The following is a 20,307-nucleotide window of genomic DNA, read 5'->3' as shown; positions in this document are numbered from 1 at the left end:
GTCGAGCTCATCACCCAGCGGCGTTGCGGAGCAGTGTCAGCACCGCGTCGTCGAGTGCTTCGGCGACCGCCGACGCCTCGCTGCCTGCGTACGGGGCGATCGCGCTGGCCACCCGGTCGTAGGACACCGTCACGCCGTCGGGCCGTTCGGCGATCAGGATCGTCACGGGGGCGTAAGAACCTGCGTCGCGCACGGTGGCGGTCATCTTGCTCATCGTGACCGGGTTGCCCGCGATGATCCGCAGCAGTCGACCGCTGCGGTCGGGGTCGCGGATCGCCAGGACCGCGCCGAGGTCGAGGCTCATGAACTCGAGGAGCCCGCTGCTCCCGGCCATGGGTTCGACCGATGCGTCGAACTCGTCGCGGTCGCGTGCCGAATACCAGCTCCGGACGGCCTCGCCGAAGTCCGGCACCCGGCCAAGGCCTGCGTACACCGCCGCGACGACGTCGTCGTACGGCCGCGTGCTGGTGATGGTGAAGCGACGGACCTCGACCGTCGACTCGACCTCTGTGCTCATTGCTCGACTCCCGCTCGCTCCGGTCCTCGCTCGTTCCTCGCTGCGATCCTCACTCCGATCGTCTTCGCGACTCACTGACTGTCCCGCCACGCGATCATCTTCTCGAGGATACTGAAGTCGTAGCCCTCCGCGGTCGGATGGATCTCGTTGGTGAACAGGGTGACACCGGCGTCCCGGTAGGCGTCGCCGTCCTTCGCGTTCTCCCACACCGACGAACGCTCGATGTCGGAGTCGTTGCGGCCGTTGGCCGTTGCGAGCTCGCCGACGAGCTTGCTCGCCACGATGAACTGGTCGACCGGCAGGAAGGCGTGCCAGATGTCGGCGTGCTTGGCCACCGCGGGCAGTGATCGCTTGGGCCCGGAGCCCCCGATCAGGATCGGGATGTCGTGCAGCGGGAGTGGATTCAAGTTCTGCAGGCGGTGCTCGATGCGCTCGAGACCGGCGTCGAACAGGTCGAACCGGGTCGTGAACGTGCCGAAGTCGTATCCGTAGGTGGTGTAGTCCTTTTCGTACCAGCCGGCGCCGAGGCCCAGGATGACGCGACCGCCACTGATGTGGTCGACGGTGCGCGCCATGTCGGCGAGCAGGTCGGGGTTGCGGAATCCGACGCCGGTGACGAGCAGGCCGATCTCGGCCCGCGTGGTGATCTCGGCCCATGACGCGAGCGCGGTCCAGCCCTCGAAGTTGACGACGTCGGGCTGAACCTCGGACAGCAGCGGCTTGCCGTCGACGATGCCCTCCATCGCAGGCGCATGAAAGTGGTCGTAGCCGAAGATGACGTCCGCACCGAGTTCCTCGGCGTGGATGACGGCCGCGCGCCAACTCTGGTAGTCGGGCGCTCCGCCGGGCCACAGTTGAATGCCGACGCGGACGGGTCGAGTCATGGAGATCTCCTTGGTGGGTGGATGGCCATCACGGGGGACAAGTCAGCATCTGGACTGTTTATTCCAGAACGGCGTAGACTCACTTCGTGCCGCGCCCGCGCAACTTCGACGAAGACACCGTGGTGGCGGCTGCCCGCGATCGGTTCTGGGGTGGCGGCTACGCCGCGACGTCCGTCGACGACCTCACTACAGCCACCGGGCTCGGCAAGGGCAGCCTCTACGGCGCCTTCGGTGACAAGCACACGCTGTTCGTGCGCGCACTCGACGGGTACTGCGTCGATGCGATGGATCGGATAGAGGCACAGCTGCGACAGCCAGGCGTCTCGGCGTACGACCGCCTCGCCGGACACGTCCGCGCGACCGTCGCCGACATCGCGGCCGACTCCGAGCGCCGGGGGTGCATGATCGCCAAGAGCTCGGCCGAGCTCGGCGCGGCGGACGCCGACGTCGATCGCGTGGTCGGCGAGTCACTGATCCGGTGGCACGGGTATCTCGTCGAGTGCATCGCGGAGGCTCAGCGGGATGGGACCGTCCGCACCGACGCAGATCCCGAGGCGCTCGCGACCACGTTGCTCGGTCTGATGCGGGGGTTCGAGGCATTGCGCAAGGGCGGCACCGAACCGGCCCAGATCGAAGCCGCGGGCGAGCAGGCCCTCGCGCTCGTCGCGGGCTAGCTCCTTCCGCGAGCGCGCGTGTCTGTATGCCGACACGCCGTGCGGCGACAGCACTTTGCGCGCTCTCATGGGGCTGGTCGACCGTCAGGTCTTCTCGTCGACGTCTGCGTCGAGCAGCGGGCCGTCTTCTTCCTTGAGCGCTTCGCCGCGGGCGGCCGGGTCCGACGCGACCAGTACGCGGACGAAGCTATTGAAGAACGCGATGATCGGTACTGCCAACAGCGCGCCGACGATGCCGGCCAGCACGCTGCCCGCGGTGATGCCCAGCACCACGGCGAGGGGGTGGATGGACACCGCCCGTCCCATCACTAGCGGCTGCAGCACGTGGGCCTCCAACTGCATCACCGCGACGATGAGCCCGAGCGTGATGGCCGCGAAGATGAGGCCCTTGGCAAGAAGCGCCACGATGACGGCAAGGAATCCGGCGATCACGGCGCCCACCACGGGGACGAAGGCGCCGAGGAACACCAGGGAGGCGAGCGGCAGCGCCAACGGAATTCCCATGATGCCCAAGCCGATTCCGATGCCGAGTGCATCGACGAGGGCCACCAGGAAGGTGGCGCGCGCGTATCCCGCCAGGGAGTGAAAGCCTGCCGCGCCGGCGTCGCGAACCCGCTCCCGCGCGTCGGTGGGTACGGCGCGGGTGACGAACTGCCAGATGTTGCGGCCGCCGAGGAGGAAGAAGACGACCGTGAAGAACGTGAGCAACCCGCCGGTGACGAGTTCGGCGACGGTACCTGCCGTCGAGACGGCGCCGCTGGTCAATTGCGTCTGGTGCTCGTTGAGCGATTTGATGACCGAGTCGCCTGCGTGATTGATCTGGTCGCGACTGAGGTGGATCGGGCCGTCGATCAGCCAGTTGCGAAGGGTGTCAATGCTGTTCGTCACTTGTTCGACCAGGCCCGGCAGGCCATCGACGAACTGGCTGATGACGAACGCCAGAATGCCAACGAAGGCCGTGAGGCCGAGGATCACCACGAAGGCCACGGCACCGCCGCGGGCCGCGCCGTACCGGTCCAGGAAGTCGACCGCAGGCAACAGCATTGCCGCCAGCATCAGGGCCAGCGCTACCGGAACGACGACGAGCCCGAACCGGACCATCACCTCGAACACGACGACGGCCGCGGCGAGGATCACCAGCAATCGCCATGACCATGCCGCGGCGCGTCGTATGAGTGGACTTACCGACTCGGCGTCCGAGTCATGCACTAGAACCAGACTTTTCTGCCTCCGACCGGTCGACCGACGGCACCAAGGATCCACAACACCACGCCGATGATCAGCAGGATTCCACCAATGGTGTAGAGGATCGAGATGCCGGTGAAGTAGCCGATGAGGAGCAGGATCACGCCCAGGACGATCATGGTTTCTCCGATCATTCGAGGAAGACCGTTCTTCCTAGTAGTCGGAATTGCCCCTTCCGTAAGTTCCAAACCACCGACCGTTTGCCCCTTTTGCGCGAGCGTGCGTGTCTGTCCCTCGACACGCCGCGAAACGCCAGCACTTTGCGCACGCTCGCGGCTTAGTACAGGATCTTGCGCATGCTCTCTTCGCTGTAGTACTTCTGCAGTTCTTCGTCGCTCGTGTCCGGCTTGATGGCCTTGGCGAGCTGCGCGACGGTCGGCACGGCGGTGGGGTTCCAGGTCTCCGGCTTCCACGCGTCGGATCGCAGAAACGCCTTGGCGCAGTGGAAGAACACCTCTTCGACGGCGATCTCCAGGGCGAGGATCGGCCGCTTGCCGTCCACGATCAGCGCGTCAAAGTAGTCGGCGTCGGCCAGGATTCGCGCGGTGCCGTTGATGCGCAGCGTGTCACCGCGCCCTGGGATCAGGAACACCGTGCCGACATGCGGCCGCTGCAGGACGTTGAGATAGCCGTCGACGCGCCTGTTGCCGGGCCGCTCCGGGATGACGATCGTGGTGTCATCGAGGATGTGCACGAAGCCGGGCGGGTCGCCCTTGGGGGAGACGTCGACCCGGCCGTCGGCGTCGGTGGTGGCGACGAAGCCCAGCGGGGAGTGGGACAGCCAGTCCTGCTGGGCTTCGGAAAGACTGCTCTTCACCTTGTTGGCGGTGGCGGGCAGGGGGTGCCCGACGATCTCACGGAGGTCGTCGACGGTGGTCACTTCGCGGCGCATGGCCTCCATCATGCGCCGTGGGCGAACCGCGCGGCGAGCTCTTTTCGGTCCAGCTTGCCGATGCCGCGGCGGGGGAGCTCGTCGACGGCGTGCACCTCCCGTGGTGCGGCGGTGGCGTCCAGGGTGGTGGCGACGTGTGCGCGCAGCTCGGCCACCGTCGGCGCCGTAGCGTCCTTGGCCACCACGACCGCGGCCGAGACCCGCTGCCCGAGCCGATCGTCGGGGACGCCGAACACGGCACAGTCCGCGATCGCGGGATGGGTGGCCAGCACGGCTTCGACGAGCTGCGGCAGTACGGTCAGGCCACCGGTGCTGATGGCATCGTCGATGCGGCCAAGCACTCGCAGCGCACCCGAATCATCCAGCGCGCCAACGTCATCGGTGCGGAACCAGCCGGGTTCGATGAACGGATCGGGGTCCACCGGATTGCGGTAGCCCTTGGCCACCGTGTCGCCGCCGAGCACGACGCGGCCGTCGTCGATGCGTACCTCGACACCGTCGAGCGGCACGCCGTCGTATACGCAACCGCCTGCGGTCTCGCTCATGCCGTACGTGCGTACCACCGAGATGCCCGCGGCGGCAGCCCTTTCCGCGATGGCGGCCGGCATCGGTCCTCCGCCGATCAGCACCGCGTCCAGCTCGGCAAGCGCCGCGGCGGCGGCCGCTTGACGCAGCGCGTTGTCCAGCTGCACGGCCACCAACGAGGCGTAGCGCCGACCGCTGCCCAATGCCGCTACGGCGGAGGGCAATTCACCGAGGTCGAAGCTCGGTGAGATGGCAACGGGAGTGGTGCCCGCGAGCGCGCTGCGTACCAGCACCTGCAGGCCGGCGACGTGGTAGGCAGGCAACGCCAGCAGCCAGCTGCCGGGACCGCCGAGTCTGTCGTGGGTGGCCGAGGCGCTGGCGACCAGTGCTGCGGCGCTCAGCATGGCGCCCTTCGGCACCCCCGTGGTACCCGAAGTCGATACCACGATCGCGATGTCGTCGTCGATGTCCTCGCCCACCCGCAGTGACGTCGTCAGCAGCTCGGCCTGGCGTTCGTCGTCGGCGGGCACCGGTAGCAGGGCCGGCTCCTGACCGTCGAGAACTCCCTCCAACGCCGTCAGGAGAGACAGTGTTGAAGGGAGTTCTGGAATGACGAGCGCGCGAAGTGGAGCTATGCGGAACCCGTTTCGTCGGTCGCATCCTCCGCGTCACGGGGATCGTCGAGCGGCCAACCCTTCGAGGCAAGCCGCACCCGCACCCGCTCGATGTCGTCCGGCGTTGGCAGTTCGTCGGTCAGCTGGGTGATCAGCACCCCGATGTCGACGTGGTCGAAGTTGCCGCGGTTGATCAGGTCCTCCGCGACGGCCTTGACCTCGTCGTTGGTGAGCCGTGGGGTGAGTAGCGCCAGCAGTGGCACCCGGTCGGGCCCCGGCACCCCTTCGGGGTACCCGGCGTTGAGCCATGTGACGATCCTGCCGAGAAATCCGTTCACAACGTCACTTCCACAATTCGTTTCTTCGGGCTGCATCCATCGCCAGGGTCTCGAGCGTTCGTACGATCTTACTTCTTGTGCGGCGCACCGAGGATGTACAGGCCGGTGTTGTGGGCGATGAAGTCGCGGGCGATGAACAGCACGCCGATCACCACCGCGGCAAACACGATGGCGAACAGAACCCAGCTGATCGCGTTGAGCGCCGGGTTCTTCTGCGGGGCCGCACCATCATGGGAGACGACGCCGACGCCCTCGGCGTTGAGCCGCACCCCGATGGAGAACAGTGCGGGTAGTCCGGCGCCGATGATCAGGCCGGCGACGATGATCTGAAAGACGGCGGTGGGGTTGATCCAGCCATTCACGATATTTGGCCTTTCGGTCTTGGGTTCGGATGGCTCAGACGGCGGGGGTGGACTCGGCCTTGGCAGCGGGAGCCTTCTCGCTGGTGCCCGCGGTCAGGCTGCCCTCCCACTCGTCGTTGACGTTGTTGCTGTCGATCGGTGCCTTGCGCGACTGCAGCCAGATGGCGCCGGCCACTGCGACCAGCAGCAGGAAGCCCACCGCCGCACCGGCGAAGCCGCCGATGAGATGGGTGATGAAGTAGGTGACCGCACCGACGAGGGCCGCCGAGGGCAGGGTGATCAGCCAGGCGGCCGCCATCCGGCCTGCCACGCCCCAGCGCACCTCGGCGCCGGGCTTGCCAACGCCGCTGCCCAGGATCGAGCCGGTCGCGACGTGCGTGGTGGACAGCGAGTAGCCGAAGTGGCTCGACAGCAGAATGATTGCAGCCGAAGAGGTTTCGGCAGCCATGCCCTGCGGGGACTTGATCTCGACGAGGCCCTTGCCAAGGGTGCGGATGACACGCCAGCCGCCGAGGTAGGTGCCCGCCGCGATGGCCGCGGCGCACGACAGGATGACCCAGAACGGGGGAAGCGTGTCGGTCTTGCTCGCAGCGCCGTAGGAGATCAGGGCCAGGAAGATCACGCCCATCGTCTTCTGTGCGTCGTTGGTGCCGTGCGCCAGCGAGACCAGCGATGCCGACCCGATCTGGCCGTAGCGGAAGCCCCTGTCGGTTCGCGCCTCGGGAACCCCCTTCACCGCTCGATACACCAGCCACGTGCCGATGGTCGCGACCAGCCCGGCGATGAATGGAGCCAGCGCGGCGGGGATGAGCACCGTGGAGACCAGGCCCTTCCAGATCACGCCGTGGCCGCCGACCGCGGCGAGCATGGCGCCGACGATGCCGCCGATGAGGGCGTGCGACGAACTGGACGGGATGCCCAGCAGCCAGGTGAGCAGGTTCCAGACGATGCCGCCGACCAGACCGGCGAACACGATCTCCAGCGTCACCAGGCCAGCTTGCACCAGGCCCTTGGCGATCGTCGCCGCAACGGCGGTGGAGAGGAAGGCGCCGACCAGGTTCAGCGACGCTGACAAGGTCACTGCGGTCTTGGGCCCGAGGGCGCCGCTGGCAATCGAGGTTGCCATGGCGTTGCCGGTGTCGTGAAAGCCGTTCGTGAAGTCGAATGCGAGCGCAGTTACGACCACGATGATCAGGAGAAAGAGCTGAAGGTCCACGGCTCGAATTGTGGTCGTTACTTAGGCCCGGTGTAAAACCAATCCGCAAAGAATTCGCAGGTCAACGCCGATTGGTCGCAGGATGTTCGCCGTCCGTTAACCTCTGCTGTCGCGTCGCAACGGATGCGTTTCCGGAACCTGCACGAAAATCAGGGTGATGCCGTCCGGATCGGTCACGTGCAATTCGTGCAAACCCCACGGTTCGCGCTTTGCTTCGCGGGTAATTGGCACGTTTCGGGATTCCAGTTCTGCCTGGGTTTCGTACACGTCGCGGACCTGAAGCCACAAGGCCCCGGGGAATGGTCCGCCTGGTGCTGCAGGCGCTCCGTGGCCGGCGAGTTCAATCAGCGACTGCCCGGCATAGAACACGGTGCCGACGCCGTATTCGCGGGCGATCGCCAAGCCGATGGCGTCGCGGTAGAAGGTCACTGACTTCTGGTAATCGGCCGGCCGGAACAGCACCCGGCTGGCCAGGATCTCCATGCTGTTGGTTCTAACACGAAGTCGGGTTCTCGCAGAGGTAACGCTCCGCGCGCGAAGGGCCGGTTTCTACGTCAGGGTCACGCCGAGCCCCGCGACGATCGCGCGTCTGGTGGACGGTTGGATCAGGGTGGACAGGATGTTGATCGTGGTGGTCTTGCCGGCCCATGGCATGGCCAACCTAACTACCTAGTCGTTGGGCTGCACCCTCTGGCGCTTCATGAGGGCGTCGACGGCGGCAGGCGCGAAGCTGTTGACGGCGTGCGCGGTGACGGCCATGCGCGGCGCGATCCGCACCGGCCTGGTGCGAGCCGCGGTCAGCATCCACTCGGCGGCCTCGTCGGCAGTCAGCCCAGGCAGCCCGTCGTAGGCCCTGGTCGGCGCGATCATCGGGGTCTTCACCAGCGGGTAGAACAGCGTGGTCGAATGCACGCCGTCCCTGCTCCACTCGGTTTCGATCACGCGGCTCACCGCCGTCAGCGCCGCCTTCGACGCGTTGTACACCGAGAACAGCGGCGACGATTCGTTCAGCACGCCCCACGTCGAGACGTTGATGATGTGCCCGTCGCCTCGTTCCCGCATGCCGGGTGCGAGGCCGCGGATCAGCCGCAGCGGCGAGAAGTAGTTGAGCGTCATCGTGCGCTCGACGTCGTGCCAGCGATCGAGGGATTCGGCCAGTGGCCTGCGAATGGACCTGCCCGCGTTGTTGATCAGGATGTCGATCCCGCCGAGGTCCTTCTCGAGCGTGGCGACCAGCTCGTCGATGGCGTCGAGATCGGAGAGGTCGCACGTCAGTGCTCTGGCGTCGCCGCCCGCGGCGGTGATGCGCGCGGCGACGGCGTCGAGCAGCTCCTGGCGCCGCGCGACCACGATGACCTTGCCGCCCGCGCGGGCCAGCTTCTCCGCTCCCGCTTCGCCGATGCCGGACGACGCACCGGTGATCAGAATCCGCTTGCCCTTGAGATCGATCGGGTCGCGGTTGGGCCGAAGGTTCAGCAGCCGTTCGGACAACGGGGGCCGCATGCTGGCCAGCAGGACGCCGTCGGCGAGGCGGCGGAGGGGACTCTTAGTCACGGGTCACGAGTTTAGGTCGTCTATTCTTCGGCCCGCGGCGACGGGCGCAGGACGCAGCGGGCGTAGCCGATCCAGCAGACGATCGATGCGATCAGCCCGACGGCGATGACGAGCTGGGGTGCCGCCGCGACGTCGACGGCCACCGCGCTGCCGCCCGGTGCGTTGCGGTCCACCAGCGGCATGAGCATGAACGGCAGGAGTCCTGCCGCGAAGGTGGCCATGGCGCCGACGACCGCGACGCCGAACGCGCCGCGCAGCGCGCCGCAGACCATGACGCCTGCGGTGAGGTACACCAGGACGGCCAACGGCAGTGGCCTCAGGCTGGCGTTGACGTCACCCGTGGTGGTCCAGGCGCCCCAGCCCGCCATCTGGGCCGATCCGCCGTCGTTGCTCGCGGTGAACCACGGAAACAACGTCACCGCGACGAGCAGCGCGCCGAGACCGGCGATCGTCCATTTGGTGATCGTGGCTTCGAGTCCGGTGGCGATCGCGGTCCCCGGGGTCACGGGCGCGCGATGTTATCGAGTGACACGATCCCTAACATACCTGCCGGACGGATTCGGCCCAGGTGGATGGCTACGCCTTGAGCAGCTGCTCGCTCAGCTCCCAGAGCCGCTGCGCCGATTCCGGGTCGACGGCGTACGGCATGACGCCGCCACTCGTGTCGACGTCGCCCGCGGCGACGTCGAGATCGAAGTCGACTGTCGCCTCGTCGATCGGCGCGACGTCGTTGTCCATCAGGTAGACCCCGCCGATGTCGGCAAGCAGCGGGCTCGTCGCACCCCACACGGTCGTCGAGGCGCCCTGTTCCGACGTCTTCAGGCCCCGGGCCGGGTCGATGATCGGGCTGCCCGCTTCGTCGGCGATCCCCATGGCCCTCCGATCGTCGATGGTCAGCGAGAGCGAAAGGTTGGTCGAGAAGATGCTGCCGGGATGCACCGAGTATCCGCGGATTCCGTCGGCCGACCACCGTCGGTCGAGTTCCACCGCGAACAGGGCGTTCGCGGTCTTCGACTGGCCATAGGCGACCGCGCCGTCATAGCTGCCCGTCTCGAAATGCACATCGTCCCAATTGATGTCGGATTGGTGATGGGACCAGGACGACAGCGTCACGACTCGGGCGCCGCTCGCCGCACGTAGCGCAGGAAGCAGTCCGTTGGAGAGTTGGAAGTGGCCGAGATGATTGGTGGCGAACTGGTTCTCGTACCCGCGGGCGTCGCGGACCAGCTCAGTGTCCATCACGCCCGCATTGTTGACGAGGATGTGCAGTGGCCGACCCGTTGCGGTGTATCGGGCGGCGAAGGCGTCGACCGACGAGGGATCCGTCAGGTCGAGTCGTTCGACCTCCACGCGCTCGATGCCTTCGAGTGCAGGGGCGGCGCGGCCTGGGTCGCGGGTGCCGACCACGACCGACGCTCCTGCGGCGGCGAGAGCGCGTGTGGTCTCGAGGCCAAGCCCGACGTGCCCGCCGGTGACGATGGCGTTGCGGCCCGACAGGTCGATTCCCTTGACGACGTCGGCGGCGGTGGAGGCGGCGGTGAATCTCGATCCGAGTGGCTGTTGTTTTTGTGTCATGCCTCCAAACAACGCCTCGAAGCCGGACTATGCATGGTTGTGCGTCCGTATTTTCTGCGCAATAGTTCAGACATGCCGCCCGATCAGCTCTCCGAGGTGTTGCGGCTGATTGAAGCGCGTGGCGCGATCGGGGGCGGGTTCGCGGTCGGTGGGAAGTGGACGACGACGCGGTTCGAGCTCGAAATGCCGCTGAAGTTCATCGCGATGGTGCGGGGCAGTGCGGTGCTGCGCACCAACGGCATCGTCGCTCCGATCGAACTGGGCATGGGCGACGTCGTGGTACTGAACAGTCGACGTTGGGGGATGTTGTCGGGCGGGCAGGGCGACGGGCTGGCCGCCGAATTCACGATCACCGAGGCGAACATGTTCCTGCCGGTCGACGGGCGCGACGACGATGTCGTCATCGGCGGTCACATCGACGTCAACCGCGTCGGCACGGAGTTGCTGGTCGCCGCACTGCCACCGGTGGTGCACGTGCATGGCACGGGCACGGGGGCGAGCGAAGCGACGGGGGGAACTGCGGGGGCGAGCGAAGCGACGGGGGGAACTGCGGGGGCGAGCGAAGCGACGGGGGGAACTGCGGCGCAGCTGCGAGGGCTCATCGAGCGCCTGTACGACGAGGTGATCGAAGATCGAATCGGCGCAGGCTTCGCGATCAATCAACATTCCCAACTCCTCGTGCTCGCGGTCCTGCGCGCGTACATCTCCCAGGCCGACGAGCTGCCTGCCGGCTGGCTACGGGTGCTGGCCGACGAACGGCTACGTCCTGCCGTGCGGCTGATGCATGCCGAGCCCGGAAAGCCTTGGCGGCTAGACGAACTGGCGCGCGCCGCGGCGATGTCGCGTACCTCTTTCGCCGAGAGATTCCGGGACGTGGCGGGCGTGCCGCCGCTGACCTACCTCAACCGCTGGCGGATGCTGCTGGCGCAGCGTGCGCTTCGCGACGGCGACATCCGCGTCGGACCCTTGGCGGTCGAGCTCGGTTATACGTCGGAGAGTGCATTCAGCAATGCGTTCAAGCGCGAGGTCGGGGTGTCGCCGCTGCGTTACCGGTCGCGGGTGCGCGATGAGTTGTCGGCTCGCGCCGAGTCGGTACCGGTATGACGATCACAGGCACCCTCGACACCCGATTCAGCGCAGCCACCGAGCCGACTGAGTGGGCCGACGTCAACCGAGTGCTCGAAACCGCAGAACTGTACTGGCTCACCACGGTTCGCAAGGGTGGCCGACCGCACACCACCCCGCTGGTTGGCGTGTGGGTCGATCGGTCGTTCGTGTTCTGCACCGGGCCTGCCGAGCAGAAGGCGCGCAACCTCGAGCACCAGACGGCGCTCACCGTCGTCACCGGAACGAATACCTGGCAGGCGGGGCTCGACGTCGTCGTCGAGGGGGCGACCGTACGCGTCGCCGGAGCGCAGAACCTCAAGGCGCTGGCCGACGTCTACCGGGCCAAGTACGGCGACGACTGGGACTTCGCCGTCGACGACGAGGTCTTCGACCCCGATGGCACCAGCGCGCACGTGTTTCGCGTGACGCCGAGCAAGGTACTGGCGTTCGCGAAGTCGCCCCACGGGCAGACGAGGTTCATCTCGGCCGCCATCGACCGCTGATCACCACCCAATCTGTGCGCGAGCGGGTGGTGCACTCAGATGGGTCCACCGGTGAGGGCTTTGGATGCGGTGTGGCGCTGGGCGCAGTGTTTGGCGAACTCATCGAAGACGGCACGCGCCTTCTCGGCACGAAGGCGCGGAAGGCGGCCGTACAGTTGTTCCCTGTAGCCGCTGCCCAACGCTCGCTTCGCCTCGGCCGCCATGGTCGGCTCTGCCAGCCAGGTGTCGAGTAGGTCGTTGTCGACTTCGAGGTGGAAGAGCATCCCCCAGGCGCGGCTGCCAATCCTGAACGCTTGCAAGGCAGTCTGGGCCGAATGGGCGAGTGGCACCGCACCCGAGGGCAGGGTGAATTGTTCGCCGTGCCAATGCATGGCATGTGTGAGGGGAGCCAGATGTCCGATGAGCGGATCGTTCCGCTCGGTGATGGTGACCGGCGCCACCCCGATCTCGGGGTGTGGCGCGGCCGTGATGGCCGCCCCTGCCGCTTTGGCGAGAAGTTGTGCGCCCAGGCAGATTCCGAGTACCGGGATCTCCTGGGCCAATGCTCGCCGCAGCCAGGCGATCTCATCGGCGAGCGGCGGCAGCGTGTCCGCGTCGTTCGCGCTCATCGGGCCACCCATGAAGATCGAGCCGCAGACCGTCGCCGGATCGGGGAGGGGGATGCGGTGCGGCTCGTCGAGTGGGTGCCGTACCTGGACCGCGACGTCGGGGAACGAATCGAGGATGAGGTGCGGGCCTTCCCAGGGCACGTGCTGGACGACGAGCAAGGGGCGGCTTTCGTGCGCGTCTACTGTAGTCACGCACGTCATTGTGACTGAGGCACTCAGCTTTTGGGCGCTCAGCTTTTGACGGTGGAGTCGGCGATCGGATGGTCACGCGCGTCGACGGTGGCCTCGAGGTCTGCTTCGATGGCGGTGAGCACGTTCCGATCGCGCCGATGCAGGACCGCCAGCCACGCCACGCCGACGAGCATGTAGGCCAGGAAGTAATACGGGAAGTACCGGACCGGAACCGGGGGCAGCGGATAGAAACTGCCAATCGTCGGGACCAGCAGGCAGAGCAGCGCGGTGATGGTGACGGCGATGGTCTTGCGGGTCATCTCGCCGCGGCGGCGCAAATATACGAGCGCCGCAATCGAAATGAGGTAGTACGCCAGCAGGAAACCGAATGCGGCTAGCGTGCCGGCGTCGCCGAACGTGGTGAGCGGGTCGGTGAACAGCTGCATGACGGCGGGGATTGCGACCACGACAACGGTGTACACGGTGATGGCCACATGAGGTGTTCTGTTGCGGTCGTGGCTGTTGCCGACTGCGCGGGGGAAGGCGCCGTGCAGCGCCATCGGGTACAGGATGCGGGCGCCGGCGTTGATGCAGGACAACGACAAAGAGAAGAAGCTGACCATCGCGCCCAGCGATATCGGCGCCTGCAGGTAGCTGACGTGGTAGGCGTCGGCGAGCGCGTTGACCGGCGCAGCAAGGTCAGACAGTGACAATCCGGCGTGCGCCGAACCGAGGACTTCGACGTAGCTGACGAAGACGAAGAACAGTCCAGTAATCGCCAGGCTCCAGGCCACCGCCCGCGGCACATTGACGAGCGGCTTCTTGGCTTCGCCGCCCAATGCGGTCGCGCTTTCGAAACCGACGAGGCTGAAGATGCAGATGACAACCGCCAGGCTCGTGCTCTTTGCATCCACACCGTGTAGTGAGAGCTGCGCGGTGTCGACGGGGCTGCCGCCGCGGAACAACACGACCATGCAGATCCCCAGGATGACCGCCATCGACAGCCCCTCGAGGACCAGCGTGAGCAGTGAGGAGACTCGGATGTCCTTGCACGCGATGAACCAACAGATCGCAGCGCTGATCGCGAAGCACACCACTGCCGGCGGATGGTGGTGCATGCCGATGGCGTCGAGGAATTGGTCGACGAATATCGAGAACCCGGTGAATCCGGCGATCGCGATGAAGGCGTACGACCACAGCAGCGTCCAGCCCGACAGCACTCCCCACCGCGGGCCCAGGCCCCGACCGATGTAGGCGTACATCGAGCCGGGTGAGGCTGACCGCCGGGCGAATTGGTTGAGGTTCATCACGACGAACGACAGCATCACCGTGGCGAACAGGTACGCCAGCCAGGTCCCGTTGCCGGCGTCGGAGAAGGCGAGCGGGACGATGAGGACTGCGGTCATCGTCGGTGAGATCAGTGCGATCGACTGTGCCAGCAGCGTGGGGAATCCCAGCACGCCGACGCGTAGCCCGACCGGTTTGGCGCTGGCGGCGGGTGCGCCTGCCGGAGTGGTGGAGGTGGCCATGGTGAAGTCCTTGGGGTCGAAGTGGTCAGGCTGTGGCAACGGGATGCGGTGCGACCCAACTAATCTCGCGCAGGGCCTGAACAGAAACGTGCCTAGTCGTCGAACGACTGATCGTCGAGCAGCAGGTCTTCGTAGAACGCGCCGAACGGACGGGTCGGATGCCGGATCGCCATTTCGAGGACCCACAGGTTGGGCTTGGGGTAGAGATCGGCGTCGGCGAGCGAACCGTCGTAGTGCGCTTCGTGGGGAAACTCCGACAGCCGGTGGCCGGACAGATCGAGGTTGAGCTCCCAGCCACGTTCCGCGGCCGATTTGGTCGCGTAGTCGTAGAGTTCTGGACCGGTTAGTCCCTTGTCTCGCCACAGGTTTCGCACGTCGTCCCACAGCGCGCGGACATCGTGCTTGGCCTTGTGGTGTTCGGCGTCGTCGCCGAAGACGAATGTTTCGCCGGCATCGCCTTCGGTGTCCCCATAGATCGGGCCGATGTCGATGAAGAAGATGTCCTGCTCTCCGAGGACCACGCCGGGCTCCGACTTGGCCTCGAAGTCCTTGGTGGTGTTGGGGCCGAACCGGACGATTACGCGGTGCCATCCCTTGCGCATGTCCATGGTTCCCAGGACATCTCGCGCCATGGCGGCAGCGTCCTCTTCGACCATCCCTGGCGTGATGTTGGCTGCAATCTGGCGCAGTGCCTTATGGGTGCGGGCGCGAACGTCGAGTTGCTTTGAGACCGAGAAGTTGACTCCGGTCGCTTCGATGTCGACATCGGTTTCCATGTCGGAGAATCTCCCTCGTCCTGCCGGAGGGGCTGCCCCGGCGGTTAACGGCTGTCGGAACGGAGCCTAGAACGGGTGTTGTCTAACAGGCAACTTTTGTTGTCTGAGTTAATCTGCTGGTTACACCCGTGCGGGTTCGCCCCCTAGCCGTCGGCGCGACGCGACGAGACAAGGCAGTTGCGCAGATATCTTGGGGAGCAGCGAATCTCGATGCCGAAACGGCGGCCTTAGTGGTGGATCTGGCCGAGCCTGCTGGCGTTCTTCGCAGATACCAGGAGAAGCTCGGCTGCGACGTCGCGGGTCATCATCCGATGCGGACGACTGGCGTCGAAGTGCACGGCGGTGTCCTTGGCGAGCTCGTAGAGAGTGCCGTCGTACTCGAGGTCGACGGTGCCGCTCTGAACGTAGAGCCACTCCTCGCCAATGTGCTGCACAGGCGCCGACGGGCGACGGTCGACTCGGATCGTGACCCGCATCGCTTCGAGGATGTGGGACTCGTCAAAGCCGCTGCACGAGGCGATCTCCAAACCATTGACGTGATGTCTGGGCACGTCTGCCGTGTACGCGGTCAGCGGCGACGCATCCACGTCCTCACCCAGCAGCGCACTGACTTTCGTGCCCAGTGCGCTGGACAGCCCCACCAGGGCGCCGATCGAGGCTTGGCGCTCACCTGACTCGAGGCGCGACAAATGCGCCTTGGTGAGGCCGGTCAGACTTGCCAGCTGCGCTAACGTCAGCCCGCATTTGTCCCTGGCGGCGCGCAGGCGTTGGCCCACGATTTCCAGATCAACGTTGGCGGCCATGTCGGCAACCCTAGGCAATTGTTGTCTGGCAGACAACTGTGGTTGCGTTGAGTGTCGGGACGACGCAAGCGCTAGAAATAGCGGGGGAAGTTCGACCAGTCGGGGTCGCGCTTCTCAAGGAACGCGTCGCGGCCCTCGACGGCCTCGTCGGTCATGTAGGCCAAACGCGTTGCCTCACCGGCGAAGATCTGCTGCCCGACGAGTCCGTCGTCGATCATGTTGAAGGCGTACTTCAGCATCCGGATGGCCTGAGGAGACTTGCCGTTCATCTCCTTGGCCCATTGCAGCGCAACGGTTTCCAGATCGGCATGGTCGACGACTTCGTTGACCGCGCCCATCGCGTGCATCTGTTCCGCGGTGTATGGCCTGCCGAGGAAGAAGATCTCACGGGCGAACTTCTGCCCGGCCTGACGCGCCAGATACGCGCTGCCGTAGCCGCCGTCGAAGCTGCCGACGTCGGCGTCGGTCTGCTTGAACCGCGCATGCTCGCGGCTGGCCAACGTCAGGTCGCACACCACGTGCAGGCTGTGCCCGCCGCCTGCGGCCCACCCGTTGACAAGACAGATCACGGGCTTGGGCATGAACCGGATCAACCGTTGCACCTCGAGGATGTGCAGCCGGCCTGCCTGTGCGGGGTCGACGGTGTCGGCCGTGTCCCCGGACGCGTACTGGTAGCCGGTGCGGCCACGGATGCGTTGGTCGCCACCCGAGCAGAAGGCCCAGCCGCCGTCCTTGGGGGACGGCCCGTTGCCGGTGAGCAGGACGACGCCGACGTCGGACGACATCCGCGCATGGTCGAGGACGCGGTACAGCTCGTCGACGGTGTGTGGCCGGAACGCGTTGCGGACCTCGGGCCGGTCGAACGCCACCCGGACCGTCGGCTGCTTGGCACCGTCGACGACGTGGCGGTGATAGGTGATGTCGGTTAGGTCGAAGCCCGCAACGGGCTGCCACAGCGACGGGTCGAACGGATTCTCATCACTCACCTGATTGACTGTAGAGATGGGCCGCCGCGGAGTTTCACAGGCATCGCCCAGGGGTACCGGTCCCGCGACAGGCGTCTTGCGCCGTGAACAGAGAGGGTCACGATGACACGGTCAGGACGTGTGTTGATTTCGGGTTTGGTGGTGGGCGTGATGCTCGTCGGTTGCTCGCCGGCCGTGATGGGCGGTGATACCTCCTGCAAGGACTTCCGCGGCGCGGACCAGCAGACCCAGGAGGAAGCGGTCGCCAAGATGCTGAAGGACGAAAAGGGGCGCAACCCAGCCACTCTCGAGACCACCGGTACGCGCCTGTCGGTGCTGGCGTTCTGTCAGACGGTGGGCACGCAGGACAGCAAGATCAAGGAAGCGCCGCACCTATAGAAAGTCACGCGGGGTCGAACCGGAACACCGCGCAGCGCCCGGCGAGTGCCTCGAATTCGTCGGGCGTTCCCTCGGTGACCAGCCCGGAACGCTTCATGAAGCTGACCCCCGTCGGGACCAGCGTCGGGAACTGGCGCAGCAGCGGACGGGCCTGGTCGGCGCTGAGCTCCACCATCCGGACCGTCTCGGACTTCTTGCCCGCCGTCAGCGTCGCGGTGTCCGCGGCGCGGGCGTTGCGCTCCCAGTCCGCACCGGGAAAGCCGGCCACGACGTAGCGCAGGTCGCCGACGTACATCGGCGTGATCGGCGTCGACCGCGGTTGACCCGACTTGCGGCCCGGCACCGTCAGCACGATGGGCCCCTCCTTGCCGGAGATCGGCAGGCCCAGCCGGAGCATGAACATGAACACCTTGTTCATCGGCTTGAGCCAGAACGGCGGTTTGATGTTCGCATTGGCCATGTTTCGAGCTTAGACCGTGATTGCGTTGGCCTTCAGTGCCTCGATCAATGCGTCCGGTCGTTGGTCGGTCGGCAAGGGATCGACGAGCGCGAACCGGCAGCCGACGGCCCTGGCGCCGCCGTCGGCTTCCTCGCTGTCGCCGATCATCAGCGCGTCGGCGGCGTCGACGCCGAGCCGTGCCAACGTGGTCTCGAAGATCTCGGGTGCGGGCTTGACGGCGCCGACCTCGAACGACAGCACGAACTCGGTGACGTGCTCGGCCGCGCCGATGGCGTCGAACGCCGGCCGCACGTCGAACGCGATGTTGGACACCACGGCGGTCGCGATGCCCTGCCCGCGCAGCCCTGCAAGGACGGTGGCGGTATCGGGATAGGGAGTCCACGTGGCCGGGTCGATCATCAGGCGGTACAGCGTGTCGGCGTGATGGTCGGCCAACCCCGACTCGCGAAGCACGTGCAGGTAGGCCTCGCGGTGCAAATGGGGGGCCAGATCACGATTCACCCACGCGTGGTACTGGTCGTCGGTCATCTGTACCGAGCGCCCGGTCGGTGCGGTCATCCGGCGCATCAGTTCGGCCTGCACGTGACCCGTGATCTCCTGGTCGTCGGCCTGCATCCCGGTGAACCAGCTGTTGTCCTCCTCCAGCCGGAACAGCGTCCCGGAGTAGTCGAACAGGACCGCGCGCAACGTCGTCATGAGATCGCCTCTCTTGCCCTGGCTGCTTTGTCCTGCAGCACGTTTCGTTCCAAGTCGTTCTGATTGGCTGCCGCCGCACGGTCGAACTCGTCGGCCGCCTCGGCGTTCCGGCCCAACCGCGACAGCAGTTCACCGCGCACGCTCGGCAGTAGATAGGAGTCGTCCAGGCCGGCGATCCCGTCGACGATGGCGAGCGCGTCCGCGGGACTCTCGGCCATGGCGACCGCGACGGCGCGGTTGAGTTCGATCACCGGCGACGGCGAGATCTTGAGCAGCCCGTCGTACAGCGCGACGATGCGCTTCCAATCGGTGTCGGCAGCGGTCGGCGAAACGGCGTGGCATTCGGCCAATGCCGCCTGCAGCCCGTAGGGTCCCCATCCGATTCCCTTGCGCTGCAACGTCTCCGCCGCGCGTTCGAGGGCGGTGACGCCGCGACGGATCTGGGCGCGATCCCACTTCGTCCGGTCCTGGTTCTCCAACAGCACCGGCTGCCCGTCGGCGTCGGTGCGGGCCCCGAAGCGCGATGACTGGAACTCCATCAGCGCGACCAGTCCGTGCACCTCGGCCTGGTCCGGGATCAGCGCGGCAAGGACACGGCCCAGACGCAATGCCTCGGTGCACAATTCGGTGCGAATCCAGCGCTGACCGAACGACGCCGAGTAGCCCTCGTTGTAGATCAGGTAGATCACGTTGAGTACCGCCGACAGGCGTTGCGGGTATTCGGCCGGGTCGGGCACCTCGAAGGGCACGCTTGCGTCGCCCAACGTCTTCTTGGCCCGCACGATGCGCTGGGCGATCGTGGCCTTCGACGCGAGGAATGCCCGCGCGATCTCCTCGGTGGTCAATCCGCCGACTACGCGCAGCGTCAGGGCGATCTGGTTCTCGCGCGTCAGCACGGGGTGCGTCGAGATGAAGATGAGCCGCAGCACGTCGTCGTCGATGCTGTCGGGGTCCCACGACTCGTCGACGTGGGTCTCCAGTTCGTGGGCCAGCGTCGTGTACTTGGCGTCGAGCCGGTCCTGACGGCGCCAGTAATCGATCGCCTTGCGCTTGGCGACGGTCGTCAGCCAGGCGCCTGCATTGCGCGGCACGCCCGTGGTGGGCCACTGCTCCAGTGCGTCGACGAGCGCGTCGGCAGCCAGGTCTTCTGCCAGTCCGATGTCACCGGTAGCGCGGGTCAGCGTGGCGACGATCTTCGCCGCTTCCATCCGCCACACCGCGTCAACGGTTTGACGCAGATCGGCGGAGCTCACCGGACCATTGTCCCAACCTCCGCGAGCGCGCGTGTCTGCGGGCGACACGCGGAGATGTATGCCGACTTTGCGCGCGCTCGCGGGCGGGGCCTAACCAACACTGCGGCCCGGGCCCGCGCGAAGGCTCTGATTCGCTGCGAGGCGGGCACTTCGACTAGTGGTTCCGTTCCGCGACGGATGGGACGCGTGTGATCCTCGGGGTGTGGACTACCTGAAGGACCCCAGAGTCGACGCGTACATCGACGCCCTGCCCGACTGGCAGCAGCGGATCTGCCGACACGTCCGCGACCTCGTACACGCCGCCGACCCCGAGGTAGCCGAGACGATCAAGCGGACGGTGCAGCCGTACTTCGTGCTGGACGGCAACGTATGTGCGCTGTTGGCCACCAAGGATCACGTCAACGTGTTCCTCTACGACGGCGGCATCGTGCCGGACCCGCACGACATCGTCACCGGCGGCCACGACAACAAGACCGGCCGCACGGTCGCGATCTACGAGGGCCGGCCAATCGACGCCGAGGCACTGCAACAGATGTTCGTCGCCATCATCGCCAACAACCGGGCCGGAGGCTGGCGCAAGCTGAAGCCCTAGCCGACGGCTCGGCCCGCGCCCACGCAGTGCAGAACCCTGAAGGAGTAAG

At 66.4% G+C, this 20,307-nt stretch carries 25 protein-coding genes and 1 pseudogene; 5 read left to right on the top strand and 21 right to left on the bottom strand.

The window, feature by feature from the left end; all coding sequences use genetic code 11:
• Positions 1-10: 10 nt before the first annotated feature.
• Together HNP02_RS07920 and HNP02_RS07915 are read right to left on the bottom strand one after the other, a co-directional pair.
• Complete coding sequence (locus tag HNP02_RS07920) at positions 11-517, bottom strand: DUF302 domain-containing protein (protein WP_184436934.1); 507 nt, start codon at positions 515-517, stop codon at positions 11-13.
• A 71-nt stretch (positions 518-588) separates the two neighbouring features.
• Entirely contained in the window at positions 589-1,401 is an 813-nt protein-coding gene (locus HNP02_RS07915) for an LLM class F420-dependent oxidoreductase (protein ID WP_184436932.1), read from the bottom strand.
• Between the two features lie 86 nt (positions 1,402-1,487).
• Between HNP02_RS07915 and HNP02_RS07910 the strand changes: the two genes are divergently transcribed.
• Entirely contained in the window at positions 1,488-2,075 is a 588-nt protein-coding gene (locus HNP02_RS07910) for a TetR/AcrR family transcriptional regulator (RefSeq protein WP_184436930.1), read from the top strand.
• 84 nt (positions 2,076-2,159) lie between these two features.
• Here HNP02_RS07910 and HNP02_RS07905 read toward each other — a convergent pair whose 3' ends face one another.
• The 11 genes and pseudogenes from HNP02_RS07905 to HNP02_RS07855 form a co-directional block, all read right to left on the bottom strand.
• The gene (locus tag HNP02_RS07905; protein WP_309241468.1) at positions 2,160-3,284 is read right to left on the bottom strand and encodes an AI-2E family transporter; all 1,125 of its coding nucleotides are present in this window, start codon (positions 3,282-3,284) and stop codon (positions 2,160-2,162) included.
• The gene (locus tag HNP02_RS07900; protein ID WP_184436928.1) at positions 3,284-3,439 is read right to left on the bottom strand and encodes a hypothetical protein; all 156 of its coding nucleotides are present in this window, start codon (positions 3,437-3,439) and stop codon (positions 3,284-3,286) included. Before HNP02_RS07900 ends, HNP02_RS07905 begins: the two co-directional genes overlap by 1 nt.
• Before the next feature lie 158 nt (positions 3,440-3,597).
• Positions 3,598-4,212: a pyridoxamine 5'-phosphate oxidase family protein gene (locus tag HNP02_RS07895; protein WP_184436926.1), complete on the bottom strand. Its 615-nt coding sequence runs from the start codon at positions 4,210-4,212 to the stop codon at positions 3,598-3,600.
• 8 nt (positions 4,213-4,220) lie between these two features.
• On the bottom strand, positions 4,221-5,318 hold the full coding sequence (gene menE / locus HNP02_RS07890) for an o-succinylbenzoate--CoA ligase (protein WP_221317367.1): 1,098 nt from the start codon (positions 5,316-5,318) through the stop codon (positions 4,221-4,223).
• A gap of 50 nt (positions 5,319-5,368) precedes the next feature.
• Positions 5,369-5,689 (bottom strand): DUF3349 domain-containing protein, encoded by a 321-nt coding sequence (locus HNP02_RS07885; protein ID WP_184436924.1) that lies wholly within the window; start codon positions 5,687-5,689, stop codon positions 5,369-5,371.
• A gap of 68 nt (positions 5,690-5,757) precedes the next feature.
• On the bottom strand, positions 5,758-6,051 hold the full coding sequence (locus HNP02_RS07880) for a hypothetical protein (RefSeq protein WP_184436922.1): 294 nt from the start codon (positions 6,049-6,051) through the stop codon (positions 5,758-5,760).
• Between the two features lie 9 nt (positions 6,052-6,060).
• A pseudogene (locus HNP02_RS07875) lies at positions 6,061-7,267 on the bottom strand (anion permease); the annotation flags it as partial.
• Positions 7,268-7,363: 96 nt separating this feature from the next.
• Positions 7,364-7,750 (bottom strand): VOC family protein, encoded by a 387-nt coding sequence (locus HNP02_RS07870; protein WP_184436918.1) that lies wholly within the window; start codon positions 7,748-7,750, stop codon positions 7,364-7,366.
• A 186-nt stretch (positions 7,751-7,936) separates the two neighbouring features.
• A complete protein-coding gene (locus HNP02_RS07865; RefSeq protein WP_184436916.1) occupies positions 7,937-8,821 on the bottom strand; it encodes an SDR family oxidoreductase in 885 nt (294 codons plus the stop codon).
• 20 nt (positions 8,822-8,841) lie between these two features.
• Positions 8,842-9,327 (bottom strand): hypothetical protein, encoded by a 486-nt coding sequence (locus HNP02_RS07860; protein ID WP_184436914.1) that lies wholly within the window; start codon positions 9,325-9,327, stop codon positions 8,842-8,844.
• Positions 9,328-9,397: 70 nt separating this feature from the next.
• Entirely contained in the window at positions 9,398-10,396 is a 999-nt protein-coding gene (locus tag HNP02_RS07855) for an SDR family NAD(P)-dependent oxidoreductase (protein ID WP_184436912.1), read from the bottom strand.
• Between the two features lie 72 nt (positions 10,397-10,468).
• Here HNP02_RS07855 and HNP02_RS07850 point away from each other — a divergent pair, with 72 nt between their 5' ends.
• Together HNP02_RS07850 and HNP02_RS07845 are read left to right on the top strand one after the other, a co-directional pair.
• Positions 10,469-11,500, top strand: a complete 1,032-nt coding sequence (locus tag HNP02_RS07850) for an AraC family transcriptional regulator (RefSeq protein ID WP_184436910.1) — start codon at positions 10,469-10,471, stop codon at positions 11,498-11,500.
• Positions 11,497-12,006, top strand: a complete 510-nt coding sequence (locus HNP02_RS07845) for a pyridoxamine 5'-phosphate oxidase family protein (RefSeq protein WP_184436908.1) — start codon at positions 11,497-11,499, stop codon at positions 12,004-12,006. The genes HNP02_RS07850 and HNP02_RS07845 overlap by 4 nt, the downstream gene beginning before the upstream one ends.
• A 35-nt stretch (positions 12,007-12,041) precedes the next feature.
• Here HNP02_RS07845 and HNP02_RS07840 read toward each other — a convergent pair whose 3' ends face one another.
• From HNP02_RS07840 to HNP02_RS07820, 5 genes are all read right to left on the bottom strand, one after another.
• Positions 12,042-12,806 carry a type 1 glutamine amidotransferase gene (locus HNP02_RS07840; protein WP_184436905.1) on the bottom strand — a complete coding sequence of 255 codons (765 nt, stop codon included), beginning with the start codon at positions 12,804-12,806 and terminating at the stop codon, positions 12,042-12,044.
• Positions 12,807-12,844: 38 nt separating this feature from the next.
• Positions 12,845-14,353, bottom strand: coding sequence for an APC family permease (locus tag HNP02_RS07835; protein WP_255506318.1), 1,509 nt, complete (start codon positions 14,351-14,353; stop codon positions 12,845-12,847).
• A gap of 53 nt (positions 14,354-14,406) precedes the next feature.
• Positions 14,407-15,090: a M24 family metallopeptidase gene (locus HNP02_RS07830; protein WP_184436903.1), complete on the bottom strand. Its 684-nt coding sequence runs from the start codon at positions 15,088-15,090 to the stop codon at positions 14,407-14,409.
• A gap of 227 nt (positions 15,091-15,317) precedes the next feature.
• A complete protein-coding gene (locus tag HNP02_RS07825) occupies positions 15,318-15,893 on the bottom strand; it encodes a helix-turn-helix domain-containing protein (protein ID WP_184436901.1) in 576 nt (191 codons plus the stop codon).
• Positions 15,894-15,964: 71 nt separating this feature from the next.
• On the bottom strand, positions 15,965-16,879 hold the full coding sequence (locus HNP02_RS07820; protein WP_184436899.1) for a 1,4-dihydroxy-2-naphthoyl-CoA synthase: 915 nt from the start codon (positions 16,877-16,879) through the stop codon (positions 15,965-15,967).
• Between the two features lie 102 nt (positions 16,880-16,981).
• Here HNP02_RS07820 and HNP02_RS07815 point away from each other — a divergent pair, with 102 nt between their 5' ends.
• The gene (locus HNP02_RS07815) at positions 16,982-17,257 is read left to right on the top strand and encodes a hypothetical protein (protein ID WP_184436897.1); all 276 of its coding nucleotides are present in this window, start codon (positions 16,982-16,984) and stop codon (positions 17,255-17,257) included.
• A gap of 4 nt (positions 17,258-17,261) precedes the next feature.
• Here the strand turns inward: HNP02_RS07815 and HNP02_RS07810 are convergent, their stop codons facing one another.
• From HNP02_RS07810 to HNP02_RS07800, 3 genes are read right to left on the bottom strand one after another with little or no spacing between them, the layout of a single operon-like run.
• The gene (locus tag HNP02_RS07810) at positions 17,262-17,717 is read right to left on the bottom strand and encodes a nitroreductase/quinone reductase family protein (RefSeq protein ID WP_184436895.1); all 456 of its coding nucleotides are present in this window, start codon (positions 17,715-17,717) and stop codon (positions 17,262-17,264) included.
• Positions 17,718-17,726: 9 nt separating this feature from the next.
• Complete coding sequence (locus HNP02_RS07805; protein WP_184436893.1) at positions 17,727-18,413, bottom strand: HAD family hydrolase; 687 nt, start codon at positions 18,411-18,413, stop codon at positions 17,727-17,729.
• The gene (locus HNP02_RS07800; RefSeq protein WP_184437721.1) at positions 18,410-19,621 is read right to left on the bottom strand and encodes an RNA polymerase sigma factor; all 1,212 of its coding nucleotides are present in this window, start codon (positions 19,619-19,621) and stop codon (positions 18,410-18,412) included. Before HNP02_RS07800 ends, HNP02_RS07805 begins: the two co-directional genes overlap by 4 nt.
• A 247-nt stretch (positions 19,622-19,868) precedes the next feature.
• On the opposite strand from HNP02_RS07800, the gene HNP02_RS07795 reads away from it, so the two are divergent.
• The gene (locus HNP02_RS07795) at positions 19,869-20,258 is read left to right on the top strand and encodes a DUF1801 domain-containing protein (protein ID WP_184436891.1); all 390 of its coding nucleotides are present in this window, start codon (positions 19,869-19,871) and stop codon (positions 20,256-20,258) included.
• Positions 20,259-20,307: the final 49 nt, after the last annotated feature.

Source organism: Mycobacterium sp. AZCC_0083, from assembly GCF_014202335.1.
Taxonomy (GTDB): domain Bacteria; phylum Actinomycetota; class Actinomycetes; order Mycobacteriales; family Mycobacteriaceae; genus Mycobacterium.
The sequence above is the reverse complement of the archived record's forward strand: the minus strand, read 5'-3'. Positions and strand labels throughout refer to the sequence as shown.

What these genes read in the sequence shown, in the direction of transcription:
- HNP02_RS07810 (WP_184436895.1), bottom strand. Translation starts at nt 17,717, where the DNA reads ATGGCCAATGCGAACATCAAACCGCCGTTCTGGCTCAAGCCGATGAAC.
- HNP02_RS07825 (WP_184436901.1), bottom strand. Translation starts at nt 15,893, where the DNA reads ATGGCCGCCAACGTTGATCTGGAAATCGTGGGCCAACGCCTGCGCGCC.
- HNP02_RS07845 (WP_184436908.1), top strand. Translation starts at nt 11,497, where the DNA reads ATGACGATCACAGGCACCCTCGACACCCGATTCAGCGCAGCCACCGAG.
- HNP02_RS07850 (WP_184436910.1), top strand. Translation starts at nt 10,469, where the DNA reads ATGCCGCCCGATCAGCTCTCCGAGGTGTTGCGGCTGATTGAAGCGCGT.
- HNP02_RS07870 (WP_184436918.1), bottom strand. Translation starts at nt 7,750, where the DNA reads ATGGAGATCCTGGCCAGCCGGGTGCTGTTCCGGCCGGCCGATTACCAG.
- HNP02_RS07800 (WP_184437721.1), bottom strand. Translation starts at nt 19,621, where the DNA reads ATGGAAGCGGCGAAGATCGTCGCCACGCTGACCCGCGCTACCGGTGAC.
- HNP02_RS07915 (WP_184436932.1), bottom strand. Translation starts at nt 1,401, where the DNA reads ATGACTCGACCCGTCCGCGTCGGCATTCAACTGTGGCCCGGCGGAGCG.
- HNP02_RS07920 (WP_184436934.1), bottom strand. Translation starts at nt 517, where the DNA reads ATGAGCACAGAGGTCGAGTCGACGGTCGAGGTCCGTCGCTTCACCATC.
- HNP02_RS07830 (WP_184436903.1), bottom strand. Translation starts at nt 15,090, where the DNA reads ATGGAAACCGATGTCGACATCGAAGCGACCGGAGTCAACTTCTCGGTC.
- HNP02_RS07805 (WP_184436893.1), bottom strand. Translation starts at nt 18,413, where the DNA reads ATGACGACGTTGCGCGCGGTCCTGTTCGACTACTCCGGGACGCTGTTC.
- HNP02_RS07895 (WP_184436926.1), bottom strand. Translation starts at nt 4,212, where the DNA reads ATGCGCCGCGAAGTGACCACCGTCGACGACCTCCGTGAGATCGTCGGG.
- HNP02_RS07815 (WP_184436897.1), top strand. Translation starts at nt 16,982, where the DNA reads ATGACACGGTCAGGACGTGTGTTGATTTCGGGTTTGGTGGTGGGCGTG.
- HNP02_RS07855 (WP_184436912.1), bottom strand. Translation starts at nt 10,396, where the DNA reads ATGACACAAAAACAACAGCCACTCGGATCGAGATTCACCGCCGCCTCC.
- HNP02_RS07900 (WP_184436928.1), bottom strand. Translation starts at nt 3,439, where the DNA reads ATGATCGTCCTGGGCGTGATCCTGCTCCTCATCGGCTACTTCACCGGC.